The sequence below is a fragment of the Iodidimonas sp. MBR-22 genome, from assembly GCF_029946565.1.
Lineage (GTDB): Bacteria > Pseudomonadota > Alphaproteobacteria > Sphingomonadales > Rhodothalassiaceae > Iodidimonas > Iodidimonas nitroreducens.
Map to the genome: position 1 here is coordinate 24,719 of NZ_JARKVQ010000002.1, position 25,236 is coordinate 49,954.

Annotated in this window: 21 protein-coding genes and 1 tRNA gene; 4 read left to right on the forward strand and 18 right to left on the reverse strand. The window is 55.7% G+C overall.

The features are described 5' to 3' along the window. The first annotated feature begins 2 nt into the window (after positions 1 to 2). From rnc to recO, 3 genes are read left to right on the forward strand one after another with little or no spacing between them, the layout of a single operon-like run. Positions 3 to 743 carry a ribonuclease III gene (gene rnc, locus QK300_RS01960; protein ID WP_281300232.1) on the forward strand — a complete coding sequence of 247 codons (741 nt, stop codon included), beginning with the start codon at positions 3 to 5 and terminating at the stop codon, positions 741 to 743. Then, positions 740 to 1,660 (forward strand): GTPase Era, encoded by a 921-nt coding sequence (era, locus tag QK300_RS01965; RefSeq protein WP_281300231.1) that lies wholly within the window; start codon positions 740 to 742, stop codon positions 1,658 to 1,660. Before rnc ends, era begins: the two co-directional genes overlap by 4 nt. Positions 1,661 to 1,714: 54 nt before the next feature. Further along, the gene (gene recO, locus QK300_RS01970; protein ID WP_281300230.1) at positions 1,715 to 2,464 is read left to right on the forward strand and encodes a DNA repair protein RecO; all 750 of its coding nucleotides are present in this window, start codon (positions 1,715 to 1,717) and stop codon (positions 2,462 to 2,464) included. Between the two features lie 11 nt (positions 2,465 to 2,475). Here recO and QK300_RS01975 read toward each other — a convergent pair whose 3' ends face one another. The 3 genes from QK300_RS01975 to QK300_RS01985 are packed head-to-tail and all read right to left on the reverse strand — an operon-like array spanning position 2,476 to position 5,368. Continuing rightward, entirely contained in the window at positions 2,476 to 3,750 is a 1,275-nt protein-coding gene (locus QK300_RS01975) for a TRAP transporter large permease subunit (protein WP_281300229.1), read from the reverse strand. Then, positions 3,747 to 4,286: a TRAP transporter small permease gene (locus tag QK300_RS01980; RefSeq protein WP_281300228.1), complete on the reverse strand. Its 540-nt coding sequence runs from the start codon at positions 4,284 to 4,286 to the stop codon at positions 3,747 to 3,749. The genes QK300_RS01975 and QK300_RS01980 overlap by 4 nt, the downstream gene beginning before the upstream one ends. After that, positions 4,283 to 5,368, reverse strand: a complete 1,086-nt coding sequence (locus tag QK300_RS01985) for a TRAP transporter substrate-binding protein (protein ID WP_281300227.1) — start codon at positions 5,366 to 5,368, stop codon at positions 4,283 to 4,285. Before QK300_RS01985 ends, QK300_RS01980 begins: the two co-directional genes overlap by 4 nt. A gap of 123 nt (positions 5,369 to 5,491) precedes the next feature. On the opposite strand from QK300_RS01985, the gene panC reads away from it, so the two are divergent. Continuing rightward, positions 5,492 to 6,379: a pantoate--beta-alanine ligase gene (gene panC / locus QK300_RS01990; protein ID WP_281300226.1), complete on the forward strand. Its 888-nt coding sequence runs from the start codon at positions 5,492 to 5,494 to the stop codon at positions 6,377 to 6,379. A gap of 26 nt (positions 6,380 to 6,405) precedes the next feature. On the opposite strand, the gene QK300_RS01995 is transcribed toward panC, so the two are convergent. The 15 genes from QK300_RS01995 to QK300_RS02065 form a co-directional block, all read right to left on the reverse strand. Next, positions 6,406 to 7,161 (reverse strand): response regulator, encoded by a 756-nt coding sequence (locus QK300_RS01995; protein ID WP_281300225.1) that lies wholly within the window; start codon positions 7,159 to 7,161, stop codon positions 6,406 to 6,408. 42 nt (positions 7,162 to 7,203) lie between these two features. Continuing rightward, the gene (gene mgtE / locus QK300_RS02000) at positions 7,204 to 8,679 is read right to left on the reverse strand and encodes a magnesium transporter (RefSeq protein ID WP_281300224.1); all 1,476 of its coding nucleotides are present in this window, start codon (positions 8,677 to 8,679) and stop codon (positions 7,204 to 7,206) included. A 104-nt stretch (positions 8,680 to 8,783) separates the two neighbouring features. Further along, a tRNA-Leu gene (locus QK300_RS02005) sits at positions 8,784 to 8,872 on the reverse strand. Positions 8,873 to 8,959: 87 nt separating this feature from the next. Then, on the reverse strand, positions 8,960 to 10,273 hold the full coding sequence (locus tag QK300_RS02010) for a UDP-glucose/GDP-mannose dehydrogenase family protein (RefSeq protein ID WP_281300223.1): 1,314 nt from the start codon (positions 10,271 to 10,273) through the stop codon (positions 8,960 to 8,962). A 13-nt stretch (positions 10,274 to 10,286) separates the two neighbouring features. Further along, positions 10,287 to 11,159, reverse strand: coding sequence for a UTP--glucose-1-phosphate uridylyltransferase GalU (gene galU / locus QK300_RS02015; protein WP_281300222.1), 873 nt, complete (start codon positions 11,157 to 11,159; stop codon positions 10,287 to 10,289). Positions 11,160 to 11,447: 288 nt separating this feature from the next. Then, the gene (gene clpA, locus QK300_RS02020) at positions 11,448 to 13,793 is read right to left on the reverse strand and encodes an ATP-dependent Clp protease ATP-binding subunit ClpA (protein ID WP_281300221.1); all 2,346 of its coding nucleotides are present in this window, start codon (positions 13,791 to 13,793) and stop codon (positions 11,448 to 11,450) included. 83 nt (positions 13,794 to 13,876) lie between these two features. Continuing rightward, complete coding sequence (gene clpS, locus QK300_RS02025) at positions 13,877 to 14,203, reverse strand: ATP-dependent Clp protease adapter ClpS (protein WP_042086323.1); 327 nt, start codon at positions 14,201 to 14,203, stop codon at positions 13,877 to 13,879. A 317-nt stretch (positions 14,204 to 14,520) separates the two neighbouring features. Beyond that, on the reverse strand, positions 14,521 to 15,447 hold the full coding sequence (locus QK300_RS02030; protein ID WP_281300220.1) for a phasin family protein: 927 nt from the start codon (positions 15,445 to 15,447) through the stop codon (positions 14,521 to 14,523). Positions 15,448 to 15,655: 208 nt separating this feature from the next. After that, positions 15,656 to 17,053 (reverse strand): phosphomannomutase/phosphoglucomutase, encoded by a 1,398-nt coding sequence (locus QK300_RS02035; protein WP_281300219.1) that lies wholly within the window; start codon positions 17,051 to 17,053, stop codon positions 15,656 to 15,658. 23 nt (positions 17,054 to 17,076) lie between these two features. After that, positions 17,077 to 17,841 (reverse strand): DnaJ domain-containing protein, encoded by a 765-nt coding sequence (locus QK300_RS02040; RefSeq protein WP_281300218.1) that lies wholly within the window; start codon positions 17,839 to 17,841, stop codon positions 17,077 to 17,079. Next, positions 17,838 to 18,611, reverse strand: a complete 774-nt coding sequence (locus tag QK300_RS02045; protein ID WP_281300217.1) for a hypothetical protein — start codon at positions 18,609 to 18,611, stop codon at positions 17,838 to 17,840. The genes QK300_RS02040 and QK300_RS02045 overlap by 4 nt, the downstream gene beginning before the upstream one ends. A gap of 95 nt (positions 18,612 to 18,706) precedes the next feature. Further along, positions 18,707 to 19,207, reverse strand: coding sequence for a PAS domain-containing protein (locus QK300_RS02050; protein ID WP_281300216.1), 501 nt, complete (start codon positions 19,205 to 19,207; stop codon positions 18,707 to 18,709). Between the two features lie 368 nt (positions 19,208 to 19,575). Beyond that, positions 19,576 to 20,892: an HlyD family type I secretion periplasmic adaptor subunit gene (locus QK300_RS02055; protein ID WP_281300215.1), complete on the reverse strand. Its 1,317-nt coding sequence runs from the start codon at positions 20,890 to 20,892 to the stop codon at positions 19,576 to 19,578. 74 nt (positions 20,893 to 20,966) lie between these two features. Further along, positions 20,967 to 23,168: a peptidase domain-containing ABC transporter gene (locus QK300_RS02060; protein ID WP_281300214.1), complete on the reverse strand. Its 2,202-nt coding sequence runs from the start codon at positions 23,166 to 23,168 to the stop codon at positions 20,967 to 20,969. Beyond that, complete coding sequence (locus tag QK300_RS02065) at positions 23,165 to 24,850, reverse strand: ABC transporter transmembrane domain-containing protein (protein ID WP_281300213.1); 1,686 nt, start codon at positions 24,848 to 24,850, stop codon at positions 23,165 to 23,167. The genes QK300_RS02060 and QK300_RS02065 overlap by 4 nt, the downstream gene beginning before the upstream one ends. Between the last annotated feature and the right edge of the window lie 386 nt (positions 24,851 to 25,236).

The following is a 25,236-nucleotide window of genomic DNA, read 5'->3' on the forward strand; positions in this document are numbered from 1 at the left end:
TTATGACCATGCAATCTGATCGCGCCAAGCAACCGGATGCCGAACCAAAGCCGGATCAGGATGATGGCCTCAAGGGCCGGATCGCTCAGCGCATCGGCTATGATTTTGCCGATGAAAGCCTTTTGAAAATGGCTCTCACCCATCCATCCCTGGCGGGTGGGGCGCATTATCAGCGGCTGGAATTTTTGGGGGATCGGGTTTTGGGGCTGGTGATTTCGCACTGGCTTTATGAAAAATATCCCGATGAAGCCGAAGGCCAGCTTAATCGCCGCTTCACCGCTTTGGTGCGTCGGGAAACATTGAGCGATCTGGCCCAAAAGCTTGATCTGGGGCCGATGATCCGCATGGAGGCCGGGGCCCGCAGCGAAGGCACGGCGAAAGCATCGGCGGTGCTGGCCGATATTTGCGAGGCTTTGATCGGTGCAATTTATCTGGATGGGGGCTTGGATGCTGCCCGGCAGATGATCCACCGTTTTTGGGCGGATCGGGTGAAGGCCGGGCCATCAGCCTATCGCGATGCCAAAACTGCGCTGCAGGAATGGGCGCAGGGCCGGGGCCTGCCGCTTCCGGTGTATCAGCTTTTGGGCCGCAGCGGGCCTGATCATAGTCCGGTTTTCCAGATGAGGGTCGAGGTGCGCACAGCGGGCAAGGCTGAAGCCAGCGGCGCATCGAAACGAAGTGCCGAGCAATTGGCAGCCACCCGCCTTCTGGATATGCTGACAGGCAAGGACGAGACCCCATGACCCCATCTGACCAAAAACCCCAGCAGCAGACTGCCTGCGGCTTCATCGCCCTCATCGGCGCACCCAATGCCGGAAAATCTACGCTTTTAAATGCGTTGGTGGGGCAAAAGATCGCCATTGTCAGCCACAAGGTGCAAACCACCCGCACCCGCCTTACCGGCATTGCCATCGAAGGCCAGAGCCAGCTTGTTTTTGTTGATACGCCGGGCATTTTTGCGCCGCGCCGTCGGCTGGATCGGGCGATGGTGGCCGCCGCCTGGGATGGGGCGAACGATGCGGATCAGGTGGTGTTTTTGATCGATGCCGCCAAGGGCATCCGCGAGGATGAAGAGCGGATCATCAAAGGCTTGAGGGAGTCTGGCCGGAAGGCGGTCATTGCCCTTAATAAAATCGATGCGGTCCCCCGCGACAGGCTATTGGGATTGGCACAGAAAATTCAGGATGAAGGGGTGGCGGGCGATATCTTCATGATTTCGGCCCTCACCGGCGATGGGGTGGCGGATCTGAAAACCCATCTGGCCAAAGCCCTGCCCAAAAGCCCATGGCTTTATCCCGAAGACCAGATCACCGATATCACCAGCCGCGTGCTGGCAGCGGAAATCACCCGCGAGAAGGTTTTTTTGCGCCTGCATCAGGAATTGCCCTATGGCATCACCGTTGAAACCGAAAAATGGGATGATCGGGCCGATGGCTCCTTTGAAATCCATCAGGTGATCCATGTGTCGCGTGATGGCCATAAGGGGATCGTGATCGGCAAGCGCGGCCAAAGCCTGAAAGCCATTGGCGAAGCTGCCCGCCATGATATGGAAACGATGTTTGGCCGCCGGGTGCATCTGTTTTTGTTTGTGCGGGTCACTGAACGCTGGGCTGAGGATCGCGAGCATTATCTGTCGATGGGTCTGAATTACGTCGATTGAGGGCGGCTTTGCCGTGCCCGGGCCACGCCATGCTTGGAAGAAAGGTCTTTTGTTATGCAATGGGCCGCACCATCGCTGATTTTATCCGCCGGTCGCTATGGCGAACATCATGCCATCATCGATGTGCTGACCGCCGAGCATGGCCGCTGGCGGGGCTTGGTGCGCGGCGGCAAGGGGCGGCGTTTATCGGGTCTTTTGCAGCCCGGCAATGAAATCGAGATGGCATGGCGGGCCCGGCTGGAAAGCCAATTGGGAACCGTGACCGTGGAGCCGCGCCATAGCCGGGCTGGTTCTTTGATGGATGATCCGGCGCGGCTGTCGGCTTTGGTCAGCCTATGCGCCACTTTGGCCGCCTGCCTGCCCGAGCGCGAGGCGCACCCCGGCGTTTATCGGGCCGCCATTGCCTTTCTCGATCTTTTGGAAGATCAGCGGATCACCGAGATTGCCTGGGGGGCGGCATTGGTGCAGGTGGAAATGGGCCTTTTGGCGGACCTTGGCTATGGCCTTGATCTCAGCGCCTGTGCGGTCAGCGGGGCGGTGGACGATCTGATTTATGTCTCCCCCAAAAGCGGGCGGGCGGTGAGCGCGGATGCCGGGGCCCCCTGGCAGCACCGGCTTTTGCCCTTGCCCGGCTTTTTGCTGGCCCGGCCAAATCTGCGCGAAGCGCGTGACGCGCTCCCAAAATCGGCCATTGCCGATGGCCTGAAGCTCACCGGTTTTTTCCTCGAACGCCTGGTCAGCGATTGCCATGCCCGCCCTTTGCCGGGGGAAAGGCTGCGGGTTTTGCAACGCTTTTTGGGCTGAAGCGCGCAATCTCATAAAACCCATAGAACCAGATCGGGAAACAGCACGAGGATAAACACCATGGCCGCTGTGATCAGGAAAAACGGAAAGGCAGCAGCGGCAATGCGCCCCATCGGCTCGCCGGTCAGATCCTGCACCACAAAAAGATTGAAACCAATGGGGGGCGTGATCTGCGCCATTTCCACGGCGATCACCAGAAAAATGCCAAACCATAAAGGATCATAGCCAGCCCCCACCACAAGGGGCAGGGCAAGGGGCAAGGTCATCACGATCATGGATAGTCCATCGAGCACCATGCCCAGCAGGATATAGAAAAGCAAAAGCAGGCTGATCAGGCCCAAAGGCGATAATTGCAGCGCATCCACAGCAGCAGCGGCGGCTGTTGGCAGGCCGAACAGGGCGGCGAGCTTTGACAGGAAAAAGGCCCCGGCTAAAATCAGCCCCAGCATTGATGAGGTCTCGATGCTGGCCATCAGGGCCTCGGTCAGCCGAGCAAAACTCAAGGCTTTGTGGAAGGCGGCAATGATCAGGGCCCCGGCTACCCCGATGATGGCGGCTTCGGATGGTCCGGCCAAACCCAGATACAGCGATCCGATCACCAGCCCGATCAATAAAATCACCGGCAACAGGGCGAAAAGCGCCCTGATCCTGCCCATCGCCGGGGCGCTATCCTTTAAGGGGCGCTGTTTTTGACCCATCGAGGCAAAGGCCACCCAGGCCATATAGCCCAAAGCCAGCAATAAACCGGGCAGAATGCCGGCCAGAAAAAGCTTGAGGATAGAGACCTCGGCCAGCACACCATAGATGATCAAAACCAGCGATGGCGGGATCAGAAACCCCAGGGTTCCAGCCCCGCATAAGGATCCCATGGCCAGCGAGCGATCATAGCCGCGCTGTTCCAACTCGCGCATGGTGATCCGACCCACGGTGGCGGTGGTGGCCGCCGATGAGCCGGAGACGGCCGCAAAAAGGGTGCATCCCACGATATTGCTGTGTAAAAGCCCGCCGGGCAGGGGGGTCATGAAGGGGGAAAGCCCGCGAAATAATTGGGCGGCCAGTCGGGTGCGATTGAGAATTTCCCCCATCAGGATGAAAAGGGGCAAAGCCGCAAGCTCGGCTGACGTGAGGCTGCGCCACAGATCACCCGCCAGAAAGGCCAGAACATCGAGATCACGAAACAGGGACAGGCTGATGATGCCGGTGCCTAAAAGCGCCAGACCCACCCACAGCCCGGCCCCCAAAAGCAGGATCAAAAGGCTGATGATGCTGATGATCAAGGCGCTCATGAGGGCTGATCTTGCGCTGCTGAAGGCGGCTCCGCCTCACCGATGATCAGCCTGATGATGCGGGCCAAAAGCGCCAATGTCAGCACCAAAGGCCCAAGACTGAATAAAAACTGTATGATCCATAAAGCTGTGCGGGTGGGAAAAAATGAGCGCATATCCCATTGCGCGCTCTCGATGGCATAGCGGATCAGGGCGTAGCTCAAAAGGGCGCTGATCAAAAAGGCGATGAGGCTGGCTGCCAGATCGAGCACCGGAATGAGCCGTGCGGACAGATGATCGCGCACCAGCATCACCCGGATATGGCGATGACGACGCAGGGCCTCGCCACTGCCAAGAAACAGGCTCAGCGCCACCAGATAACCGCTATATTCCAAGGTGATGCCAAGGGATTGACCGATGCTGGCGCGCAGGATGATTTCACCAAGCCCCAGCAAAAACAGTACCGCCAAACACAAAGCGCCTGCCCGGGCTGCCAGCAGGCCAAGGGCATCGATCCCTTTCAAAAGTGGTGTAAGAACGGGGCGGCGTGGGGTCATGGGCGGTCCTTGTCGGTGCTTTGGCGGGGCATGGTTTTGATGGGCAGATCAAGGGGCGCGCGATGGGTGCGGATCAAAAAGCGATTGATGATCGGCGCACTGCCCGGAACCCTTTGGGCAAAGGCCGCCCAAAGGGGCCGCGCCTGTTCTTCCAATGCGGATTGGAGGGCGGCATCGGGGATGATGATGCGCATCCCTTCGGCTTTGAGCCGGGCCAGTTTTTCGTGGTCGTCCGCTTTTGAAACAGCCCAGAAATCGGGCTCCATATCCTGGGCGAGATCAAACAGCGCCTGCTGATCTTCGGGGCTGAGCCTTGCCAGCGCCCGATCATTGATCACCATCAGATTGGTCAGCCAGCCATGATTGGTGCGATGGATGTGGCTTAAAAATTGCCAGTATTTCTGGGCCACTCCGGTGGTGGTCGAGGTCATCACCGCATCAAGGCTGCCGGTGGCAAGGGCGGGCACCACATCGGCCGAGGCCATCTGGATCGGTGCCATGCCAAGGCTGCGGGCGAGATCGGTGGTGTTGGCATCGATGGTCCGCACCTTCTGGCCCTTAAAATCGGCAAGCTCATGAAAGGCGCGATCCGCATAGATATTCTGGGCGGGCCAGGGCACGGCATAAAGCAGCTGCAAGCCATGGCGGGCCAATGTCTGTTTGATGATCGGGCGGAAATCCTCATAAAGAATCTGCAATTCCTGCTGATCACGAACCAGAAAGGGGAGGGCATCAAGCCCTAGAATCGGAGCTTCGCCAACCTGCTGGAAACCGCCCATCTCGACCATGGCGATAAGATGATCCCGGGCGGCGCGCAGGGATCCCGGCCCCTTGATGCCCAGAACCGCCCCGGGATGGAGCGCAATCTCGACCCGGCCATGGGTATGTTCGCGGATGCTTTGGGCAAAAAGCCGGGCATTTTTGACGTGAAATTCCTCAGCCCCCCAAGGCAATGACAGATCAAGGGGGGCGGCGGGCCGCTCCACCAATCGCGATAGCCCGAAGATCAAAAGGGAAAGCGCCATGATCAGCATCAGGGCCTGAAGGATTTGGGCAAGGGACATGGCGCGGTTTTGGGTCATGATAGGCGATCAAAGCCGGTTGGGATGGTGGCTGTCAATCCTGAGAGCTTGCCGATTGTGCTGCGCTGCACTAAAAGGGCCCCAGATATGACATAAGTCTGTGGCATGAGCATGGATCCTCTGATGAGCGCGATCAGACAGATAAATTCGCCCGAAAACCCCATGGATGTGGTGCGCAGCATTGCTGATCTACGGGATCGCGTAGGGGACTGGAAGGCAAAGGGCCTGAAGGTGGGATTGGTGCCCACCATGGGGGCGCTTCATGAAGGCCATCTTTCGCTGGTGCGCAGGCTGGCGCAGGATGTGGATCGGGTGATCGTTTCGATTTTTGTTAATCCCGCGCAATTTGGTCCTCAGGAAGATTTCGCGGCCTATCCCCGGCAGGAAGCGCTTGATTGCCTGCGCTTGCAGGGCACGCCGGCCGATCTGGTTTATGCCCCTGCGGCGGATGTAATGTATCCCCCCGGTTTTTTAACCTCGGTGCGGGTGGGGCGTATCACCGATGATCTGGAAGGCGCCGTGCGCCCCGGCCATTTCGATGGTGTGGCCACCGTGGTTTTGAAGCTTTTCACCCAAAGCGGCTGTGATGCCGCCATTTTCGGGGAAAAGGATTATCAGCAATTGGTGATGATCCGGCATATGGTGCGTAATCTCGATCTGCCTGTGGAAATTCTGGGCGGTGCTATCGTGCGTGAAGTAGATGGTTTGGCCGCTTCATCGCGCAATGTGTATTTAACCCCACAGCAGCGTGAAATCGCAGGGAAGCTTAATGTGATTTTGGCTGATTTGCGCGCAAAGGCCTTGGCGGAGGCGGGGGCGGGGGCGGATCTCGTTGCTTTAGAGCAGATGGGCACCACGGCCCTTCTCAAAGCGGGCTTTGATCGCGTGGATTATGTCAGCTTTCGCGATGCACAAAGCCTTGAGACCATCACCACCCTCAATGCCCCGGCGCGGCTTTTGGCGGTGGCCCGCCTTGGCCCCACCCGGCTTTTGGATAATCTGGCGATCTGAAGGACTGCCCGATGATCGGGGGTTTTTCAGTGATCGGCTCTCAGCATCGTGCGGGCTTTTTGAAAGCGCGGGTCGCGCGATAGCAGCTCATAATGGCGGCATAAAACCCCGATATCCAAGGCCCATGGGGTGCGGAGCTTATGGATGACCGAAAGCACGGCATCGGGAAAGCGCAGCCAATGGGCAGGCTCGGTGCATTGCCGTTCGATCAATTCTGCCGTGCGCCCCATCACCTCGATCCGTTCGATCAGCCGCACCCCATAGCCCGGCGGGGTGCTTTGCACATCCCGATGCAGGCTTTCAAAGACCATATCCACCAGGGCCCGATCCTTTTTGATCTGCGGCAACAGGGGGGCGATGGGATTCATGGTTTCCAGCATATCCATGGCAGCATGGCGAGCCACCAGGGGCAAAGCGCGAAAGCCGCTGGTCAGCCAAAAGGCCATGCGGTCGATCATGTGATTGAGGGCTTCACCCTTGATCAGAAAATCATCGCCGCCGCAGCGCAAGCCTTGCAACACGCTTTCAACCGTATCATTGGCGGATAAAAACAGGATGGGGCAGGGGCGGGGGCCGCGCTGCAGCAGGCGCAGCGCCACATCATGGCCGCTCAGCCCCGGCATTTCCACATCCGAGACGATCAAATGCGGCTTTTGGCGATGAAGAAATTCAAGCGCCTGATCGCCCGCCGTGCACAGCTTTACATTAAAGCCGCGCTTTTGGATCGCGGCCCCATAAAGACGGCCAATCGCCGGATCATCGTCGATCAGAAGGATCGTCAAACCTGCACCTTTTTCATTCTTTTTCCGGGTTTGTATCGATGTTTAGAGCAAAATCAGTGAGGCTAGGCCCAAAAATGCGAAAAAGCCCACGACATCGGTGATCGTGGTGACAAAAACGCTTGAAGCCACAGCCGGATCGATACCGAAACGATCCAGCATCATCGGGATCAGGATACCCGAAAGCCCGGCCATGACGATATTGATGATCATCGCGGCCGCCAAAACAAAAGCCAGCAAGATATCGCCAAACCAGATGATCCCCACAAAGCCGACGATGACGGCAAGAGCCGCGCCATTGATCAGAGCGACCATCAGTTCCTTATTGACGATGCGCATGGCATTGGCTGGCGAAAGTTCCTTGGTGGCCAAAGCCCGCACCGCCACCGCCATCGTTTGGGTGCCGGCATTGCCCCCCATCGAGGCAACAATGGGCATCAAAACCGCCAAAGCCACCATGGTTTCCAATGTGGCTTCAAAGAGGCCGATCACCATTGAGGCCAGAATGGCCGTTCCCATATTCACGAACAGCCAGATGAAGCGGGTTCGGGTCACATCGCGGATGGAATTATTGACATCGCCCTCGCTGACCCCGGCAAGGGCCAGAATATCCTCGCTCGCCTCATCCTCGATAACGCCGACGATATCATCAACGGTGATCACCCCCACAAGGCGGCCATGTTCATTCACCACCCCGGCGGAAATCAGATGGTATTTGGCAAATTGCCGGGCCACTTCCTCCTGATCGGTGCTGACCGAGACGATATGCGGCTCCGGGGTCATCACATCCCGGATGCGAACCGGCCGCTGGCAGCCCAAAAGCCGGGATAAAGGGACCGTGCCAATGGGCCGATAAGTAGGATCGATGACGATGAGTTCATAAAAATCCCGGGGCTGCTCATGATCATCATGGGCCCGCAGATAATCGATGGTTTGGCCAACGCTCCAGAATTCCGGCACCGCCACCAGATCGCGCTGCATCAGGCGTCCGGCGCTATCTTCGGGGAAGGCGAGGCCTTCCTCCAGCGCCATCCGATCTTCACGGGTCAGGGCATGAAGCACCTGATGCTGGGCATCGGCATCCAGATCTTCGAGAATATAAACCGCATCATCGGTATCAAGCTGCTGTACCGCATCGGCGATCACCTGCGGCGATATCACCCTGATCACATCATCAAAGGCGGCGCCTTCCAGTTCCGATAGGAAAATCGGATCAAGGCTATCGGCCACCAGCACGGCTAAAGTCCGGCGCTCTTCGGGGGGCAGCACCTCGAACAGATCGGCGATATCAGCCACATGCTGTTCGGCCACCAGGGATCGCGCCAGCTCACGATCTTCGGCATGAACGGCTTCAATGACCGCACGCACGAAATCCGGCTGCAGATGGATATCCATGCCGTAGTTCAGATCCTGGGCGATTTCCGATGCCTTGCTTTGGGATTGATCATCCCCGCCATGTTCGGATTGAGCGCGTTCCGGATCTTTGGTCATCAGATCATCTTGATCTTCCGGCGCGCTCATAAGCGTCTCCTTGGTCAGGGGAAAACAGGATCGATCATAAGGAAAGGCCAGATCGGGGCCTATCATAAACGAAAGCCCGCAGGCGGTCACCTGCGGGCTTTCATTGGTGCGGACGAGAAGACTCGAACTTCCACGGGGTATTAGCCCCACAGCGACCTCAACGCTGCGCGTCTACCAGTTCCGCCACGTCCGCGTAAACCGAATTGCCGTATAACCAAGCACGGGATGCGCCGCAAGGGTTAATGTTTATATTGATGAAAAAGAATCCATGGAAAAGCGGTCAGCCAACGCTTTTGCGGCCAATCCCCCTATATTCAAAACCATGGGCCTGCGGCTCGCCACGGCCATAGATATTGCGCATATCCACCAGAATGCGCTGGCGCAGCAATGAACCGGCCCGATCCAGATCAAGGGCCCGGAATTGGTTCCATTCCGTGAGGATCACCAGAATATCTGCCCCGTCCATGGTGGCATAGGCATCATCGCAATAGGTGATTTCGGGTAGAAGCTTTTTCGCTTCATCCATGCCTTCGGGATCATAGGCGGCGATGGTTGCCCCGGCTTTGAGCAGGGCAGGGACGATATCAAGGCTGGGGCTATCGCGCATATCATCGGTATTGGGCTTGAAGGTCAGCCCCAAAAGGGCGACATGCTTGCCTTTGGCCGATCCGCCAAGGGCTTTGATGATCCGGTCTGCCATGGATTTCTTGCGCTGATCATTGGCATCCACAGTGGCCTGCACGATGCGCAGGGGCCTGTTGATTTCTTCGGCGGTGCGCAACAGGGCCAGCGTATCCTTGGGGAAGCAACTGCCGCCATAGCCCGGCCCGGCATTGAGAAATTTGCGGCCGATGCGATTATCCAGCCCGATGCCTTTGGCCACATCCTGCACTTCGGCGCCCAATTCTTCGCACAGATCGGCGATTTCATTGATGAAGCTGATTTTAGTCGCGAGAAAGGCATTGGCGGCATATTTGATCAGTTCCGCGCTTTCAAGTGCGGTGAACATCACCGGCGTTTCATTGAGGAACAAGGGCCGGTACAGCTCGCGAATGACCGCTTGCGCGCGCTCTGAACGGGTGCCGACGATCACCCGATCAGGATGCATGAAATCATCGATGGCCGCCCCTTCACGCAAAAATTCGGGATTGGAAGCCACATCCCATTCCTTGTCCCCCGCCCGGTCGCGCAAAATCTTTTCCACCTGTGCGCCGGTGCCCACGGGAACGGTGGATTTGGTGATCACCACGGTATAGCCATAAAGCAGATCGGCAATATCCTCGACCGCCTTATACACATAGCTCAAATCGGCATGGCCATCGCCGCGCCGGGAAGGGGTGCCCACAGCGATGAACACCGCATCGGATGCGCCCACGCTATCGCCAAGCCGGGTGGAAAAATCCAGCCGTCCGGCTTTCACATTGCGCTCTACCAAAGCATCAAGGCCCGGCTCGAAAATCGGAATTGACCCGGCCTTCAATGCCTTGATTTTATCCGCATTCACATCAACACAGGTGACATGATGACCAAATTCCGAAAAACAGGCCCCCGATACCAGGCCCACATAGCCTGTCCCCACAACTGTAACACGCATATATCCTGCTCCGTTAAATGCTGAGCGATTTTAAATAGTCGGCGAATTCCGATCCAAGGTCATCTCGTTCCAGCGCCATGGCCACGGTGGCTTTTAGAAACCCGAGTTTGTCGCCGCAATCATAGCGTGTTCCGCTAAAACGAAAACCGTGGAAAGGCTGTTGGCCGATCAGATGGACCATGGCATCGGTCAATTGAATTTCACCGCCCGCACCGCGTTCCTTGCGGGCAAGCGCATCGAAAAGCTGGGGCTGCAAAATATAGCGGCCAATGATCGATAAAGTGGAGGGGGCATCGGCCGGCAGGGGTTTTTCCACCAGCCCTTTGACCGTGACCAGATCCCCATCATTTTGATCTGCATCCACAATCCCATAGCGCTGGGTTTGATCCCGGGGCACATCCATCACCGCCACCAGATTGCCGCCTTTTTCCTCATAAGCTTCCATCATCTGCTTCAGGCAGGGCACCTGAGCCTGCACCAGATCATCGGGCAGCAGCACGGCAAAGGGTTCATCCCCCACCAGATTGCGCGCACACCATACGGCATGGCCCAGCCCCAGCGGCTTTTGCTGGCGCGTATAGCTGACGCCGCCAGCCTTGGGGATGATCGACCGCACGATTTCAAGGGCTTCATCCTTACCGCGTTCGGCCAGGGTGGCTTCCAGTTCGAAGGCATGATCGAAATGATCTTCCAGAAGATATTTGCCCCGACCGGTGACGAAGATGATTTCCTCGATGCCCGCAGCAAAGGCTTCTTCTACGGCATATTGAATGATCGGCTTATCGACAACCGGCAGCATTTCTTTCGGCATGGCTTTTGTTGCCGGCAGAAAGCGCGTTCCCAATCCGGCAACGGGCATCACTGCCTTGCGGACTTTGGCTTTCATGATTTCCCCTTTTCGATCGTTCCGTTCTCTAATGTCGTCCAGCCCTGTCTTGCTGTCTATCCGTTTATCGGCTTTTTATACGCATCCAGATATCATCCAAGCAGCTTCAGATGACATTTGCCCGCACGGCCCTGTCTTTTTTAAAAAAGGGTCTTTCTTTTTTAAAAAATATCAAAAGGACGCATCAATTGGCCTTGATTATCATCAAATTACAAAAAAAGCATGCCTTATCCAAGACATGCTTTTTATGCGTTTATGCGATCAGCCAATGATCATGCGCCCATGCGGTTATTCAACAGGTGCGGGCCTTGGCTTCCGCTTTTTCCGATTGCCCGAAGGGGCAGCATTGGGAGTGATTTCGAAATCGATCTTGCCATCAATCATCCGGATCACCACTTCGCCGCCTTTCTGCAGGCGACCAAACAGCAATTCATCGGCCAGCGGCTTTTTGATATTTTCCTGAATCACGCGGCCAAGGGGGCGGGCACCAAAGGATTTATCATAGCCCTTTTCCGCCATCCATTTTTTGGCATCTTCGGTGACCGAGATCATCACATTGCGCTCGGCAAGCTGGATTTCCAGTTCAAGGATGAATTTCTCAACCACTCGCGACACCACTTCGGTCGGCAGATAATCGAAGGGCACCACGGCATCGAGGCGATTACGAAATTCCGGAGTGAACAGCTTCTTGATGGCTTCTTCGTCTTCGCCCTCGCGCTGATCGCGGCCAAAGCCAATGGCGGTTTTAGCCATTTCAGACGCCCCGGCATTGGTGGTCATGATCAGGATCACATTGCGGAAATCGATCTTTTTGCCATTATGATCGGTAAGGGTGCCCGCATCCATCACCTGCAAAAGCAGATTAAACAGATCAGGATGCGCCTTTTCGATCTCATCAAGCAGCAAAACGGAATGAGGATGCTGATCCACCGCATCGGTCAGCAGGCCACCCTGATCAAAGCCGACATAGCCCGGAGGCGCCCCGATCAGCCGGGAAACCGTGTGCCGCTCCATATATTCCGACATATCAAAGCGGGTCAGTTCAACCCCCAAAAGCAGGGCAAGCTGGCGGGCCACCTCGGTTTTGCCAACGCCGGTGGGGCCGGAAAAAAGATAAGAGCCAATGGGTTTGTTCGGCTCGCGCAGGCCCGCGCGCGACAGCTTGATGCTGGCGGCCAGGGCGGAAATCGCACGATCCTGACCAAAAACCACACGCTTTAAATCGCGTTCGATATTGGCCATAACCTTGGCATCATCTTTCGACACCGATTTCGGCGGAATCCGAGCGATCTTGGCAACCACGGCCTCCACATCCTTCACCCCAATGGTTTTCTTGCGCCGGGACAAGGGCAGCAGCATCTGGGCGGCACCCGTTTCATCGATCACATCAATCGCTTTATCGGGCAATTTGCGATCGGTGATATAGCGGGCGGATAATTCCACCGCGGCCTTGATGGCATCGGCAGTATAGCGCACCCGATGATGCTTTTCAAAATAGGGCTTTAACCCCTGCATGATCTTGATGGTATCGGGCAAAGTGGGCTCGGCCACGTCGATTTTCTGGAAGCGCCGCAAAAGGGCGCGATCTTTTTCAAAATGACCGCGAAATTCCTTATAGGTGGTGGATCCGATGCAACGGATCGCCCCGGATGCCAAAGCGGGCTTCAAAAGATTTGAGGCATCCATGGCCCCGCCCGATGTGGCACCCGCCCCAATCACTGTATGAATTTCATCGATGAACAAAATCGCGCCATCATGATCTTCAAGTTCCTTCACCACCGCTTTCAGGCGTTCTTCAAAATCGCCGCGATAGCGGGTGCCAGCCAGCAGCGATCCCATATCAAGGGCGAAAATGGTGGCATCAAGCAGCACCTCGGGCACATCACCTTCAACGATCTTGCGCGCCAACCCCTCGGCAATGGCGGTTTTCCCAACGCCGGGATCACCCACGAACAGGGGATTGTTCTTGGATCTGCGGCACAGAATCTGAATGGTGCGATCAATTTCGCTTTGGCGCCCGATCAGGGGATCGATCTTGCCAATGCGGGCCCGATGATTGAGATCGACGCAATAATTTTCAAGGGCGCTGTCGCCTTTTTTCGGCTCATTACGATGCGCGGATTCCGAGGGCCCGGGGCCGCTTTCCTCATCCGTGGCGCCGCCGGATGCGGCCCGCCTGTCGCTCTGCTGCGGTGATTTGGCAATGCCATGGCTGATATAGCTCACGGCATCCAGGCGGGTCATATCCTGTTGTTGCAGGAAATAAACCGCATGGCTTTCGCGTTCGGAAAACAGGGCAACCAACACATTGGCGCCGGTCATTTCCTCGCGTCCCGAGCTTTGCACATGCAGGATGGCCCGCTGCACAACCCTTTGAAATCCGGCCGTGGGGGTGGCTTCGATGCCATCATCATCAATTTTCAGGCTATCGAGTTCTTTATCCAGATAACCGGCAAGATTGGCGCGTAAAACATGAATATCGACATTGCAGGCATTGAGAACGGCGGCAGAATCTTCATCATCAAGCAACCCGAACAATAAATGCTCAAGGGTTGCATATTCGTGCCGACGCTTATTGGCTTCCGCCAAGGCGCGATGGAGCGTTTGTTCCAGATGTGGTGAAAAACTCGGCACGGTTCGGTATCCTTTATCTCAAAAAACGTGATGACGGTCATTCAACCGGTTCGCGCTCGTCCTCCTGATCCTGTCATCACATCTCACTCTTTTTCAAGGGTGCATTGCAGGGGATGGTGATGTTTTTGCGCATAATCCACAACCTGCGTTGCTTTGGTTTCGGCAATTTCATAGGTAAACACGCCGCAAACGCCCACGCCTTTTTGATGAACATGCAGCATCACCTGTGTCGCCTGCTCTGATGACATCCTGAAAAAGCGTTTCAAGACATGAATGACAAAATCCATCGGCGTATAGTCGTCATTCAGCATCAGAACCTTGTACATGGATGGTTTCTTGGTTTTGGGCTCGGTTTTGGTCAATAAACCCGTATGGGGCGCACCCGTGCCATCCTGTTCATTCTCAGACATAGATATGTACTTTACGCTCATTTTACCAGCCGCTGCCTTGCCTGCCTGAAATGGCCCCGCTTTTTTTAAAGACATCTCGGGCGCGAGCCCCAACTGTCCATAGATAAGGCAAGGCCAAGGGAATAACACCCCCTTCACAACACAGTTTTTAAAAAAGCTCGAATGACATGGCCCCGATCCTTCAGGCATCATCCATCATCATGCAGAAGTCATCTTAACACAGCCATAACGCTGCGCAGAACACTTGTTTCTGCGCAGCTCAAGTCTTCGGGCCAAGGCGCGCCGAAGCCACTCAAATGATAAGGGGATGCAGCGGCTTAGCGCCCCTTCATCTGATCGATCAGAACGGAAAATTGCGTGCTGATGGGATTGATGCTTTGCTGGCTGGCGCGCATCCATAATTCCGTGGCGACGGAATATTCCTTCATCAGATCATCGCAGCAATCCTTGAAATACCCGATCTGGGCCTCACTGGCGCTGAGCGGATCTTTTGCATCGCGCAAACGATCAAGGAAGGAATTTTGCCTTTGGCCGATTTTTTGGGCCAGACCGGAATAATGATCGGTCAGATTTTCAGCGCGTTCGGTCGCAGACAGGGCGGCATCGAGGAAATTGCTCAATGCTTTTTGCTGCATATCCATCATCGCCCCCATGCTGCCAAACAGATCGCTCACAACCCGCTGGCTAAGATCGGCGGACAGATCAAGCTCATCATCGGCCACCGATACGGGTTTTTTGGCAGATGTCGCGGGTTTTGTGCTTTCGACCGGTGTCTTTAGCTTTGCCGAAGCTTTGGCGGCAGATTTGGAAGCTGTCTTGCTGCCATCCTTATCTTTTGCGGGATGAAGGGTGGCTTCAGCAAACACCCGCTCGGATTCGCGCACCGACGTTGAGGCCGATGCTTTCGCGGTCGATTTCACGGTTGATTTTGGGGCGGATTCAGGTGCTTTCCTGGGGGCCGTTTTAGCCGTTACCGTTTTCACTGGATGAGCCTTAACCGTTTCCGTCTTTGGGGCGTCGTCTTTGGGCTCATCAGCTTTGGGGGCTGCGGCTTTGGCGGGCTCTGCTGCCTTCACCGCTGTTGCCGCGATTTCCACAGGTTTTGCCGCCGAAGCTTTTGGGGCTGTTTCCGCCTGAGCCGGTGGGGTGCCCCCTGCCGGAGCAGACGATTTTTCCGCCACATGCGCCGTGGCCGAGGGGTCGTTGGCCGTTTTTGTGCCTGGCTCTGTGCTGTTTTGCGTCATGTCGCTGCTCCATAATCAGCTTTGAATATCGCCACTGTTCAGGGTTAAAATTAACCCATATGAGCGCAGCGCGTCAAAAGATTTTTTGCAGTGCAGCATAAAAGGCTGATGGGGCTCATGAACTCGCCCTCAGCCAAAAGGGCAGGGGCACAGATTCTTCTGACTTAGGCAGGCGAATCAGCAGTCATCGGCTCTAAAATTCAACCGATCATAGATCTTCGGGTGGGGTGATGCCGCTCAAGATCAGTTGATCGCGCAAAAGACCCTTCAGCCTTAAAAGGCCGGGTTCATCATGGGATTCAACCCGGGCCACCAGCACATCCTGGGTATTGGATGCCCGCAAAAGCCACCAGCCATCTTCGGTGATCACCCGCACCCCATCCACATCGATGATCTCAGCGCCTTGCTCCTGGAGCCGGGCGCGAACCCCTTCGATCACCGGAATTTTGCGCGCTTCGGCGCAGGGAAAGCGCAGCTCGGGGGTATTCACCAATTGCGGCATGGCATCGCGCAGGGCGGCCAGATCACCCCCTTGGGCGGTAATGGCATTGAGCAGCCGAATGGCCGCATAAAGGCCATCATCATGGCCATAAAAGCGATCCTTGTAAAAGATGTGGCCGCTCATCTCGCCCGCCAGCGGGGCGCCCACCTCGTTCATCCGGGCCTTGATCAGCGAGTGGCCGGTTTTCCACATTTCCGGCAGCCCGCCCGCATCCCTGATGCCATCAAACAGCATCTGGCTCGCCTTCACATCGGCAATGATCGGAACACCGGGCAGGCGCGCCAGCAGATGGCGCGCCAGAACCAGCAAAAGCTGATCCCCCCACACCACCCGGCCATGGCGATCCACCGCCCCGATGCGATCCCCATCACCATCAAAGGCAAGGCCCAGAGCCAGATTTTCAGCTTTAACCAACGCTTTCAATTGTTCGAGATTTTTTTCCACTGTGGGATCGGGGTGATGATTGGGAAAGCGGCCATCGATGGTTTCATTGATCACCAGATGCCGGCCCGGCAATTTTTTGACCAAAGCCGCTACCGCATCGCCCGCCGCCCCATTGCCCGGATCCCAGCCCACATCGATGGGCACAGCCGCATCGGGCAGGGGATCGAAATCGCGGGCCAATCGCTCGATATAGCGATCAAATAAATCTACCGGCTCAATCACCCCTTCGCCGCTTTCAAAATCGCCCTTTGCGGTCATCTCTCCCAGATTTTGAATCTGGGCTCCATAAAAGGGCTTCGTGCCCAGCATCATTTTGAGGCCATTATATTCGGGCGGATTATGCGAACCGGTGATCATCAGCCCGCCATCGGTGGCCAGTTCATGCACGGCATAATACATCATCGGCGTGGGCCCCAAACCGATCATCTTTACGGTGATGCCGGTGGATATCAGCCCTTCGATCAGCGCATCCGAAAGCCGGACCGAGCTTTCGCGCCCATCATAGCCAACCGCCAGGCTGTGCCCGCCCTCGCGGCGGACAAGGCTGCCAAAAGCCCGGCCCAGCGCCCGCACATCGGCTTCGCCAAAGCTTTCGTCCACCACGCCGCGAATATCATATTCCCGCAAAATCGTGGGGTCGAGGGGATGGGATCGGGTCATCGGGGCTATCCTTGGGTTTTGTTTCACATTTTATCGTGCAGCAGGCGATCTTTGGCTTCATTCAGTTTCGCCGCAAAATAGGCGCTGCCGCCTTGATCGGGATGTACTTTTTTCATCAAACGGTGATAGGCGGCGCGGATATCCTTGGGGCTGGCATCGGGCGAGACCCCCAAAATCGTTCGGGCTTCATCAAGGCTTATCGTGCCTGCGGCATCGGGCTTTCCAGCCTCATGGGCTTTAGCATTGCGCCAAGAAGGCCCATGATTGCGGTCCAGATAGGCTTCCAAAAGGCGGCTGCCTTCTGGATCATGATGATAAAGATCGTGCAACAGGCGGATGAGATCATCAAAAGAAAGGGCACTGAGCTTTAACCCCTGATAAGGGCCGTCCAGCACCGTTCCTTTGATCTCGCCGCTGTCATGATCCAGATGCATGGAAAGCCAAAGGCTTGCGACATCGGAGCCAGAGGTCGAGGCCTCTTCACTCATAGAGTCATCCGCGCTTTTGTTCTTGTTTTGCGACGCGCGCGGGCGGGTCCACGAGGCGCGTGCCCCAAACAGGCGTAAAAGCGCCGCCAGCTTGAAAAGTCCCGCCGCCGCCGAGGCCAGAACAGGCAAAGCGATGAGAAATTTGCCGGTGATCAGCAAAAGCCCTCCAAAAAGGCCGAGCACCGTTAAAAGCGTGAGAAGGGCGGCCCGGGCCACCCGATCCGGCGGGGCTTTGGCGAGGCTGTTGAGCGAAAGCAGCAAGAGCACAAGGCCGAGGACACCGGCCCCCAACCAGATCATGGGCGGTGCCCTTTCATCTGCTGCAAAAGGCCAAGGGGGCGCTTCATCTTTGCTTCCAAGGTGCGCAGCGCTGCCGCCCCGCCCGAGGCATAGGCCGAAACGGCTTTCAAAAGATCGCGCAGTTGATCGGCGCTTTGATGATCGAACGGGGCATAGGCCCCCCCCGAAAGCCGCGCCAATTCCATGAAGGCGGTTCTGGCGACCGGATCCGTGCCTTCGTGAAACGCAAAAATAGGCACCGATAAAAGCCCCAATTGGCCCGCCAGATGGCACAGATCATCGGCCTTTTCCTCGCAGGCATCGCCCACCAGAACGATGGCATTGATCGGCGCAGGCGAGGGGGTATCTCGCAGGCTTTTGCGTTGCTCGCGCAGGCAATGGCCCAGCACCCGACCAATCTGGGTCATCCCGCCCTGGCATGTCAATCCGCGCATCAATTTTGCCAGAGCCCGGCTGTCATTCACCCAAGGGCTGGCCTTGCATTCCCGATAGCCCCGAAAATAGACCAGTTGCACCGATAAAGGGGCGCGCCCTTCGGTGGCTTCAAACATATGGCTTTGAATATGGGTGGCCATATCCCATGTGGGCTGGCGGCTCAAGGTGGCATCAAGGGCAAAAATCAGGCGCCCGGATGGCTGGCCGGAAGAGCGGGATGGGGTTTGGTGATCGATCGTGGCCAGATCGCTTAGAAAACGATCAATCCCGGAGGCTGGGTTTACGGGCTTCCTCGATTGGCTTGAAGACGGCTCCAAAGGTTGGGAGAATGGCATTTTCCTGCTTTTGATCATGACCCCCGACCGCTGTTGCCTGTGCTTCATGCAAAGATGGGCGTAAAAGCCCGATGTCGCAAGAGCTTCGCCGCCCTTTATGACATCAGATGCAGCAGGCTATTGGTTTTGAGAAAATCGGCCATGGGCGGATTGGGAAGAATGGCGGAAATCATCTTGTCGATCAGATTGTCATCCGCCGCGCAGGGGAGGATCAATCGCTCGAGCTTGCCGCCGATATCGGGTTTTGTATGCACCGCCATCATCGGCTGGCCGTTTTCCAATGTGGCATAAAAGGGCTGCGAAATTTTGGTGGGGAAGTTTGACGGCCTTGTGGGGTGCATGATTTTATGGGTCATATCCTCGCCATCCCAAGCGACAACCTGCGTGCCCACCAGATCGGGATAGATTTCCTGCGTTTCATGATTGACCGAACAGATAATCAAAAATCCCAGCCATGGCCGAAAATCGGCAAAGGAAAAATCTTTCCTGTTGGGATAGCGCTTTCCCGCTTTTTTTTCATCCCACAGCATGAACAGATTTTTGAGTGATGGATTAAGAATATCGGCTTTCGTGACGGGAAAGATGGCTGTTTTCATACTGACGTCTCAAAAAATAAATTATATAAACTCCATACTTAACCGATAAATACAGGAACTTATGTTGAAATAACAATATTAATATCCGTTATTCATAATATATTATTGAAACTTATGAGGTTATTTATCGGGATAATTGCATTTCAATAAATTATATGTTGTAAATTCTTTAAATAATTTAATCCTATATAATGTATTTTTATTGATTATTCTTGTTTCAAGAGCAATTAAGGGCGGCAGAGTGGCGCACAGCCTTTACGCGCGAATCTATCTTAGGGTGCACTTTTTAAGAAAAGGCCCCTGCACTAAAAACAAAGACGTGCGGCCCGGGGCCAGAAAACCTGCAGGCAAAAGTCGCGCACGGATTATCAGCGTTCGGAAAAGGCCCCCGACATTGATTGCTGAACAGGCCGCCATAAATAAGCGAGCAGGCTTTTTTCACCGGTTTTGATATCGGCGACCAGGGTCATGCCCGGTGTGATCGTATTATTTGCCGGATTTTCGCCAACAAAGGTTTGCTCGATGCTGATCATCGAGCGGAAATAGCTGACGCCTTCTTCGTCGATGAAGCTGGTGGCGGAAATGCTTTTCACTTTTCCGGGAACACCACCAAAGCGTGCATAATCATAGCTATCGATTTTCACTGTAACCGGCTGGCCGGGCTTGATATGCCCGATATCGCGCGGGCTGATGCGGGTTTCCGCGAGAATCTGCCGATCATTGGGGACGATATCAGCCAGCTTTGCTCCGGGCTGCACCACAGCGCCGGGGCCGGTAACGGCCAATCCGGTCACCGTGCCAGCCACGGGGGCGCGCACCACCGTTCTTTGCACCCGATCCGAAAGCCGGGTCAGTTGTTCCTTGATTTCAGCCTGCTCATTAGAAAAGCGCCCCAATTCCTCCAAAGCATCGCCGCGCAGACGCTCTTCCATTTCCAGCAATCCGCCGCGCGCCTGAGCAATTTCGGCTTCGGCGCGGGCCATATCGGCGCGGGTGCGGGCGATTTCCCCTTCAGTCTGATTAAGCCGACGCTGGGTATCAAGATAAACGATCTTGTTGGTCAGGCCCTTGTCGAGCAGGGTTTTACGCATCTCTAGCTCTTCCTCCAGCAAAAGAACCTGCTTTTTGAGCATGTCATGATGCTCGCTCAGGCTCAGGGCTTCCTGCTGGCGGGATTGGATCTGGGCGTTACTGATGGCAATCTGGGCGTTGCGGGCATCGATCTGCGTTTCGTAAATGCGCTGTTGATCCATCACCAGTTCGGGATAATTTTCCAGATGGGCGGAAAAATCAGGCTCATCATTGAGGGCAAAGCTGCGCAAGCGTTCGATCTGCAAAGCGAGCGAGGCCTCGCGCACCTTGAGGGCCAGATAATCGGAACGCGAAATGGTTTTATCCATGGTCAATAAAGGATCACCGGCCTTGACGATTTGACCCTCTTCAACCTCCACCGAGGCGACGATCCCGCCTTCCAGATGCTGCACCGGCTGCACAAAGCTGATTGGCGATACCGTTCCCCTTGCGGCCACGGTTTCATCAAGCCGGGTAAGGCCGGACCAGATGATGAACAGGGCAATCAGCGCGGCGATCACAAAAATCAGCGCCGCCATGCCCATCGAAGGGCCGGTTTCTTCGAGATAAACGGATCGGCTGAGCACTTCGCGATCATAAGCATTGATACGCATCAGGGACCGGGAGCTTTTTTGGTTCAACATGGCTGGCGATCTTTTGATGGAGTGTTCAAAATCAGGGTTTTGGCTCATAAAAATTTGCCTTCGGATCGGGACAGGCTCTGCTCGGGTGCGCCCTCAGCAATCAGGATGCCCTTTTCAAGGTGCAAAACACGATCAGCCAGACGAATATGGCTGGGGCGGTGGGAAACCATGATGATGGTTTTTTCACCCCGCAAATTTTGGATCATCTGCACCAAAGCCTGATCCCCCTCATCATCAAGGGCTTGTGCCGGTTCATCGAGCAAGATCAATTGGGCATCGCGCAGATAAGCCCGGGCCAGGGAAATGCGCTGGCGAAAGCCCGCATTCAATTGCCAGACGGTTTGATCCCCAAAGCGGGTTTCGAGCCCATCGGGCAGGCGGGTGATTTCGTCCCATAAACCGGCCTTGCGGCAGGCGTCTTCAATCTCGCGCTCGCTCACCACAGGATTGGAAAAGCGTAGATTTTGGGCCAATGTGCCGTGAAAGACATGGCAATTTTGCGGAACATAGGCGATCTGCTGGCGCAATTCCTGTGGATCGATCTGACGCACATCAAGACCATCGATGCTGACCTGACCGGCCTGCGCCTCATAAAGCCCGGCGATCAGGCGCAAAATGGTTGATTTGCCTGATCCATTCGATCCCATGATGGCGATCATCTCGCCGGGATCGGCTTTGAAGCTGATGCCCAAAAGGGCGGGATCGGTATTGGGGCGATAGCGAAAGCTGACTCGGGTGAAATCAATGGCCCCGGCCCATTGACGGATGATCCCGCCGGAATGATGACGGGTTTGTTCACCGCGCAATTGCATCAGTTGATCGAGATGCCCCACTGTCATCGAGATTTGTTCGGCGCGGGTGAGGGTGAGAAACAGATTCTGGATGGGGGCGAGAATCCGCCACACCAAAGCCATCACTGCGATCAGCCCGCCGGCTGTGAGCGTGCCGCCGATCACCAGAATAACGCCATAAACGATGGTGCCGCCACCGGCGATCATCATGATCAATTGCGACAGGGATTGCAAAGTGAAGGCAATCTGGCCATTGCGGAATTGCTCAAGGCTGGTGGTTGCAGATAGCTCGCGATAGCGATCAGCCCAGCGTTCGCCCGCCCCGGCTTCCCGAATGGTCCGCAGATTGGTCACGAATTCGATCAGAAAGCGATATTGCCGGGATCTTTGATTGGATGTGCGGGCCACGGATCGCTTCAGGGATGGCAGGGCGATGGCCCCCATCAGAATGAACACCCCGATCATCACAAAAGGAATGAGCACCAGCCAGCCCGCCAATAAGGCGATCACCAGCAAAAACACCCCGATGAAGGGGAGTTCGAGGAGCACGGTAACAAGAGAGCCCATGAAAATATCGCGCATGCTATCGAATTCACGGATGCGCGAAATCTGGCCGCTCAAGGGTGCGGATTCCGTGCGGGTGATGGGCAGGCTTAAAATTTGCCGGAATACACTGCGCGAAATAATGAATTCCAGCCGCCCGGACATGAAGGCAATGGATTTTCCGCGAAAAATGCGGGTGATCAATTCGATGAGGGCAGCGAGGCCAACGCCAATGACCAAAGGCACAAGCAGGCGCGGCGAGCCCGATGCCACCACCTGATCATAAACCACCATGATGAACAAGGGACCCACCAGAGCCAATAAATTGAGCAGGAAGGTCATCCCCAAAAGCCGCATGATCCGGGGCCGCATCCGGCGCAGGATGGCGCGGGTCCAGTTGTGTTCGGGACGCGGGGCATCCTGATCGGTGGGGATTTCAGTGATCAGAATGACAAGGCCCGCTCCAAGGGGCTTATCAAGGGTCCGCCAGACATTGTCATCCCCGGCAAAAATCTCGAAAATGCCCTGTTCATTGACGCTCAAAGCACTGGGATTGCCTTGATCATCGAGATAAAGGCACGGCATCAACCGGGGGTCGAGAACTTCGCCCTTTTTGATCGGACGCTCGATAGTTTTGAAATTCAGATCCGCCAGAACATTGCGCAGGCTGGCCAGATTGAGGTCGGATGCAAAATGCGGCAGGGCTTCGCTCAGGCTGCGCTGGGTTCCGCGCCACCCCCGGGCATCGAGCAGGGCCATCAAACAGGCGGCAAAGCCTGATCGGGCGGTGAAATCCCCCAAAGAGCCACGGCGGATGGCTGAAGCCAAAGCATCCGCATCCTGATGGCTCAGGGCCGTATGCGGACGTTGAGAGCCCTGTTCAGAGCCGCGCGGAGGAGCCGGAGCATTCATCTTTGGGGCTCCCCTGAAGGCACAAAAGGTGGAGATTTTATGGGCAAAAGCCGACCCTCTTCAAGGCTATAGCGCCGATCAGCCAAGGCCAGCAGGGAGGGCCGGTGGCTCACCAGAATCATCGCGCAATCGCCTTTCAAACTGCGCAAGAGATCGCATAAAGCGCGATCGCTTTCACCATCAAGGCTGGTATTGGCTTCATCGAGCAAAATCAGCGCGGGGCGATGGAGAATGGCGCGCACGATGGTAATTCTTTGGGCAACGCCTGCGGGCAGGATGGCCGTGGTGCTATCGCCAATTTCGGTATCATAGCCATCGGGCAGGCGGGCAAACACTTCATCCAACAAAAGCTTTTGCGCCAGTTCCAAAGCCCTTTGCATGATTTTCGGCTCATCGGATTGAAACATCGTCAGATTATCGAGCACCGTGCCGTGGAATAATGTCGGCCTTTGGGGCACATAGGCTAGCTGGCGAAAGATGCTGGCGGCTTCATAATCTTCGGGGGGCTGGCCATTGAGCAAAACACGGCCCCGGCTTGGGCTGATCTGCCCGGCGGCCAGATGCAGTAGGGTGGATTTGCCGCAGCCATTCTGCCCGGTGATACCGATGACCTCGCCGCGGTCCAGATGCAGATCGATGCCTTTTAAAACATCATCGGTCTCGATGTCTGGGGCATCATAGCGAAAGGCCGCCCCGCGCAATTCGAGAGATTGAAAGCGATCCATCACGAACTGGCCGCGCGATTCCGTGGGGATGGCATCGATGTCGCGCAGATTGTCTTCCGCAAGACTAACCGATTGAAATTGCGACCATAAGCCCAAGGCCCGCAAGGCAGGCTGCACCGTGCGCCCGGCAAGCAATGTGCTGGCGGCCAGCGCGCCCATGGTCATCTGGCCATCGATCACCAAAAGGCTTCCAAAGGCGACGACTGCGGCCAAGGTGAGCTGGCTGGTCAGGGTCCCCACGGTTTGGGCATGGCCAGACAGATCAGAGACTTCGGCACTGAGGGAGGCATTGGCTTCCAAAAGCCGCTCATAGCGCCGCAGCATCATTTTTTCCATGGCCATCGCCTTGACCGTGTGAATGCCGCTCAAAACCTCGATCAGAAAGCTGTAGCGTCGGCTATCCCAATGATGGCGCTGTTCAATCTTATTTTGCAGGCGCTTGCCCAATCGCCAGGCAATCAGGGCCGCAACAACCAGCATGAACAGGGGAATGAGAACCAGCCATCCGGCGATCAGGGCCAGAATGCCGAGAAAAATAACGATAAAAGGCAGATCGACGAGGACGAGGCTGGCCTGGCTTGCATAAAATTCGCGAATTTGGCTGATGCTCGATAAACGGTCGAGATGGGTGCCTGATGGTGTGGCCTCGATATGCGCCAGATCGCCGCTGGCCAATCGGTGCATGGCAATGCAGCCGGCCTTATGTTCATATTGTGCCCCAGCCCAGCCTGATAGATGCGCCCGGGCGATTTTTAGAACGAGATCGATGATCAGCGCCACAAAAACCCCAAGGCTGAGCATGGCAAGGGTGGATAATCCCTCATAAGGCAAAATCCGATTATAGACCTGCAAGATCATCAATGGCAGGGCAAGCGCCAGAAGATTGATGGCCAGAGAGGCGAGCAGCACCGGTCCGTTTGACATGGGCAGGAACTGACGCCAAAGCTGATGCAGCATGTCGCCATCCTGTACGCCAGCCTGTGAGCCAGCCTGTGAGAGTGGCGCCGAAGAATTCATTCCGGTTCCGTTAGGATTATTCATCGGCCTGCCATGGGATTGAACAATTTCATATCAAATCTGGTTTTTTGACTTCATAAATTGCCGCATATCAGCTTGGGGCGTTGGATGCTTTCGCTGATATAATCGGAAAAATTATTTTAGCGCATAGACGATTAACAAGTTTATGCGCAACTGCAAAGATAGATTGTATTTAAACTAAATTTTATAAAAATACACAAAAATCAGTGAGTTAATAAAAATTTTAGATGATTTCGATCCAATGGACTTTATGCTAAGTAAAGTTTTTAGAATTCTGGGGACACAGGATTTCTAAGATGCGTGCC

Coding starts and splice junctions, on each gene's coding strand:
- QK300_RS02040 (WP_281300218.1), bottom strand. CDS start 17,841: ATGATCTGGTTGGGGGCCGGTGTCCTCGGCCTTGTGCTCTTGCTGCTT.
- QK300_RS02060 (WP_281300214.1), bottom strand. CDS start 23,168: ATGAATGCTCCGGCTCCTCCGCGCGGCTCTGAACAGGGCTCTCAACGT.
- QK300_RS01980 (WP_281300228.1), bottom strand. CDS start 4,286: ATGACCCCACGCCGCCCCGTTCTTACACCACTTTTGAAAGGGATCGAT.
- mgtE (WP_281300224.1), bottom strand. CDS start 8,679: ATGAGCGCGCCGGAAGATCAAGATGATCTGATGACCAAAGATCCGGAA.
- clpS (WP_042086323.1), bottom strand. CDS start 14,203: ATGTCTGAGAATGAACAGGATGGCACGGGTGCGCCCCATACGGGTTTA.
- QK300_RS02045 (WP_281300217.1), bottom strand. CDS start 18,611: ATGCCATTCTCCCAACCTTTGGAGCCGTCTTCAAGCCAATCGAGGAAG.
- rnc (WP_281300232.1), top strand. CDS start 3: ATGACCATGCAATCTGATCGCGCCAAGCAACCGGATGCCGAACCAAAG.
- QK300_RS02010 (WP_281300223.1), bottom strand. CDS start 10,273: ATGCGTGTTACAGTTGTGGGGACAGGCTATGTGGGCCTGGTATCGGGG.
- recO (WP_281300230.1), top strand. CDS start 1,715: ATGCAATGGGCCGCACCATCGCTGATTTTATCCGCCGGTCGCTATGGC.
- QK300_RS02050 (WP_281300216.1), bottom strand. CDS start 19,207: ATGAAAACAGCCATCTTTCCCGTCACGAAAGCCGATATTCTTAATCCA.
- QK300_RS02035 (WP_281300219.1), bottom strand. CDS start 17,053: ATGACCCGATCCCATCCCCTCGACCCCACGATTTTGCGGGAATATGAT.
- QK300_RS01985 (WP_281300227.1), bottom strand. CDS start 5,368: ATGACCCAAAACCGCGCCATGTCCCTTGCCCAAATCCTTCAGGCCCTG.
- QK300_RS02055 (WP_281300215.1), bottom strand. CDS start 20,892: ATGCGTATCAATGCTTATGATCGCGAAGTGCTCAGCCGATCCGTTTAT.
- era (WP_281300231.1), top strand. CDS start 740: ATGACCCCATCTGACCAAAAACCCCAGCAGCAGACTGCCTGCGGCTTC.
- QK300_RS02065 (WP_281300213.1), bottom strand. CDS start 24,850: ATGCTGCATCAGCTTTGGCGTCAGTTCCTGCCCATGTCAAACGGACCG.
- QK300_RS01975 (WP_281300229.1), bottom strand. CDS start 3,750: ATGAGCGCCTTGATCATCAGCATCATCAGCCTTTTGATCCTGCTTTTG.
- galU (WP_281300222.1), bottom strand. CDS start 11,159: ATGAAAGCCAAAGTCCGCAAGGCAGTGATGCCCGTTGCCGGATTGGGA.
- panC (WP_281300226.1), top strand. CDS start 5,492: ATGAGCGCGATCAGACAGATAAATTCGCCCGAAAACCCCATGGATGTG.
- QK300_RS02030 (WP_281300220.1), bottom strand. CDS start 15,447: ATGACGCAAAACAGCACAGAGCCAGGCACAAAAACGGCCAACGACCCC.